This window comes from Okeania hirsuta, assembly GCF_003838195.1.
Taxonomy (GTDB): Bacteria; Cyanobacteriota; Cyanobacteriia; order Cyanobacteriales; family Microcoleaceae; genus Okeania; species Okeania hirsuta.
In genome coordinates, this window is record NZ_RCBY01000420.1 from 1 (window position 1) to 3,549 (window position 3,549).

Below are 3,549 nucleotides of genomic sequence, written 5' to 3' on the forward strand. Positions count from 1 at the left end.
AAATTGACTGTACACGTTAATAGCCTGTAGGTAATACCGGCATTTACAGTCTTGCGAATTGATAATGGATCAACGTTTCCATTATCAATTCGTTGTATTATATACTCACTTCTCAAAAACGGAGTGCAAATTTATGCTTTTTCCGATAAAATAGAACCTTTTTCTCAAAAAAAATTTCCGCCTCTGTTTCGATGGCTTCGGATTGTAACTTCTAACACTTTGGGGAAGTACAAAAAGCTTAGTAAACAGCCCTTTTTCAGAAATTAACGCAAATTTAAGAACTTCGACAAAGGACTGCTGTTTTTTTTTTAATAAAAGCTTGTATAAGATTTAAACAGGTCTTTACTTGCCGGCTTATTTGAAAAAAACTATCTCAAATCGTTAACCCTTTACTAAAAAGGCAAGATAATCGATGAATGATTTCTCTGTAATCAGCAATGCTCACCCTACTTTCATCATTCGATGTATGAGCAATACCTGAAGGAACCCCAAGCGTAGAAGCCACCTGGAGAGCCTTTTTCCAGGGTTTTGAATTCTCGCAAAATGGAAACGGCAGCACCACTGCTTCGGAAGCAGGGCCGGTCAACACCAAAGAATTTCAAAGTACTATCTCTTATAAAGGCGTTCCGCAACAGGGCCACCTTCTTTCCACCACCACCCAATTCGGGAAAGAAGAGATCGCCATCCCAATCTCAACATTGAGGATTTTGGTTTAGAAGCTGCGGATTTGGACTCGTTTTCCAAGCCGGCCAGGAATGTGGTTTGAAGAATGCCACTTTGAAAGAGATCATCCAACACATGAAGACCGTATTACTGCGGATCTATCGGTTTTGAATATCATCATATTCAAGATCGAAACAAGCGTCGTTGGATCCGAGAAAAGATCGAATCTCATCATCCAGATCGCGCTTTTGATCTAAGCCTTGAAAAGAAGCGAAGAATCTTGGAGAAATTGAACGGAAGCGCAAGTATTCGAACAGTTCCTCCATACCAAATACATAGGACACAAAACGCTTTTCATTGGAAGGGGCGAAACTACTATCGCTGCTTTGGATGGCATCATCAACAAAGCGGCTGAGGATAAGGTCGAAGAGATCATTATTGGGATGGCACACCGAGGCCGTCTTAATGTACTCGCCAACATCATGGGCAAAACCTATGAGCAGATCTTCAATGAGTTTGAAGGGACAGCGGTACCTGATCTTAGTTTTGGAGATGGTGATGTAAAATACCACTTAGGGTTTTCCAGTCAGGTTAAAAACCCAAGTGATAAGAACTGTTCATCTCAAGCTAAACCCCTAATCCATCCCACTTGGAGGCGGTAAATACCGTCGTACAAGGATTCGCCAGAGCCAAAGCGACATCCTGTTATGAAAGTGATTATGACCGTATCCTTTCCGATCTTGATTCATGCGACGCAGCCATCGCGGACAAGGCATTGCCTACCGAAACGCGTGCAAATGAGTCAGTTGAAGGGATACTATTACAGGAGGCACCTTGCATTTTATCATCAATAATCAGATTGGATTCACCACTGACTTTGATGATGCGAGATCTTCTTACCTATGTATACAGGTGTTGGCGAATGTGGTGGCAAGCTCCAGTTTTCCACGTTAATGGTGACGACCCTGGAAGCAGTGCTATTTGCCTCTGAGCTAGCGTTAGAGTATCGCCAAGCCTTTAATAATGATGTGTTCATAGATATGGTGTGCTATCGGAAGCACGGGCACAACGAAGGGGATGATCCTAAGTTTACCCAGCCAGGGTGGTACAAGGTCATCAATGAGCATCCTACTCCGCGCGAGGTCTACCAGAAACAAATTGTTGGAGCGCGATGATATCGATAAGGCGCTAGCCGATGAAATGCAGAAGGAATTCTGGAATCTCCTGCAGGAACGCTGAACGAAGTCAACAGAACAAACTGAAATATGAATACCAGAACCAGAAACAAGCTTGGCGAAAACTCAAAAAGACAAAGGATCCTAAGGATTTCAAAAACTCACCTAACACTGGTGTTGAAAAAGAACGAATTAACCAATCATACAGCACCGATGACCATCCCCGATAGTGTTGAGCATTATCTAAGGTTAATCGTTTACTCAAGGGCAAAAAGAAACTACTCGATAATAACCAACTCGACTGGGCCATGGGTGAACTATTGGCCTACGGCACCATTCTTGATGGAAGGGCAAAGATGTGCGGATGAGTGGTCAGGATGTGAAACGAGGGACTTTCTCTCACCGCATGCCGTACTGCGCGACATCAATACAGACCAAGAGTACAATAGGCTGTCCGGTCTTTCAAATGAGCAAGGGGAGTTCCGCATTTACAACTCCCTATTGTCCGAGTTTGGGGTAATGGCTTCGAATATGGTTATGCGATGGCCAATCCTGAAACTTTAATTATTGTGTGGGAAGGGCAGTTTGGTGATTTCTACAACGGAGCTCAAAACCATGGTGGATCAGTTCGTATCCGCCGCTGAAATCCAAATGGCAGCGAATGAATGGCTTGGTGCTTCTACTTCCCCACGGATATGAAGGACAGGTCCTGAGCACTCTAGTGGCCGAGTTGAACGCTTCTTGCAGTCCTGTGCAGGAGTTCAACATGACCGTTGCGAATGTGACCACTCCAGCCAACTTCTTCCACTTACTGCGCCGCCAATTGGCTCGACCATTCCGCAAGCCTTTGGTAGTGATGACGCCTAAAGTCATTATTGCGTCATCCTGCGGTGGTTTCGGATCTCTCAGAATTTGAAACTGGCAATAGCTTCCAGGAAGTGTAATGACGACCCTAACGTAGGGCTCGAAGTGGCCAAGAAGGTGAAGAAACTATTGCTGTGTACCGGTTAAAATCTATTACGATCTCATGGAGCGTAAGCAACAAAGATAAGCGAGATGATGTGGCGATCGTACGTTTGGAAACAACTGTATCGCTTACCGGATACTCAAACTACAGAAATTTCAAGCGATATCCCGAAGCAGTCCCATTTTGGGTACAAGAGGAACCTTCTAACATGGGGGCATGGCAATACGTTTATTCGATTGTTGCTTCCTCTCAAATCGGATTGAATGCTGATCTTAGTTTGATCTCTCGTAAGTCAAGTGCCTCACCTGCTACGGGTTACAAAAAGGTGCACGATCAACAGCAACAAGAGATTATCAATCTAGCTTTCTCTTAGGGTAAGTAAGATCGCATAAAGACATAAAAAATTAGGCCAGGCCCCGATTGGGACCTGGCCTTTTTCTTTAGTTACCGAGAACGGTCTTATTCACTAGCCGTTACGCTCGCTAGCAATGAAGTGAATTGATCAAAAGCAGATTTGGCTCCGGATTGAGCTTCTTCTACTTGTGGTCCCCACTCCCCTACTTTTGTAGTACCCGTAGCGATCATTTCCTTCAAGCTACTGATCGTACCTTCGATGTCTTCAGGCATTTCTCCACCTGCTAGTCCATCTTTCAGGCCTTGCAGCGCTTCGCCTTTCTCTTCCCATTGCCCTTTGAAGGCATTCACTTGCTCCAAAATGCCAGATAAAGCAGTTCCTTGGCTTGA

The 3,549-nt window shown here is 44.4% G+C and carries 5 protein-coding genes; 3 read left to right on the forward strand and 2 right to left on the reverse strand.

The window, feature by feature from the left end:
• Nucleotides 1-821: 821 nt before the first annotated feature.
• Nucleotides 822-1,235, reverse strand: coding sequence for a hypothetical protein (locus D5R40_RS38435; protein ID WP_205127777.1), 414 nt, complete (start codon nucleotides 1,233-1,235; stop codon nucleotides 822-824).
• A gap of 330 nt (nucleotides 1,236-1,565) precedes the next feature.
• Here D5R40_RS38435 and D5R40_RS38440 point away from each other — a divergent pair, with 330 nt between their 5' ends.
• From D5R40_RS38440 to D5R40_RS43190, 3 genes are all read left to right on the forward strand, one after another.
• Nucleotides 1,566-1,838, forward strand: a complete 273-nt coding sequence (locus D5R40_RS38440; RefSeq protein ID WP_205127778.1) for a thiamine pyrophosphate-dependent enzyme — start codon at nucleotides 1,566-1,568, stop codon at nucleotides 1,836-1,838.
• Between the two features lie 640 nt (nucleotides 1,839-2,478).
• Entirely contained in the window at nucleotides 2,479-2,754 is a 276-nt protein-coding gene (locus D5R40_RS43185; protein ID WP_375339439.1) for a hypothetical protein, read from the forward strand.
• 82 nt (nucleotides 2,755-2,836) lie between these two features.
• Nucleotides 2,837-3,178 carry a hypothetical protein gene (locus tag D5R40_RS43190; protein ID WP_375339438.1) on the forward strand — a complete coding sequence of 114 codons (342 nt, stop codon included), beginning with the start codon at nucleotides 2,837-2,839 and terminating at the stop codon, nucleotides 3,176-3,178.
• Between the two features lie 86 nt (nucleotides 3,179-3,264).
• On the opposite strand, the gene D5R40_RS36590 is transcribed toward D5R40_RS43190, so the two are convergent.
• Nucleotides 3,265-3,549 (reverse strand): hypothetical protein (locus D5R40_RS36590; RefSeq protein WP_161565140.1); only part of this gene is annotated, 285 nt, incomplete at its 5' end.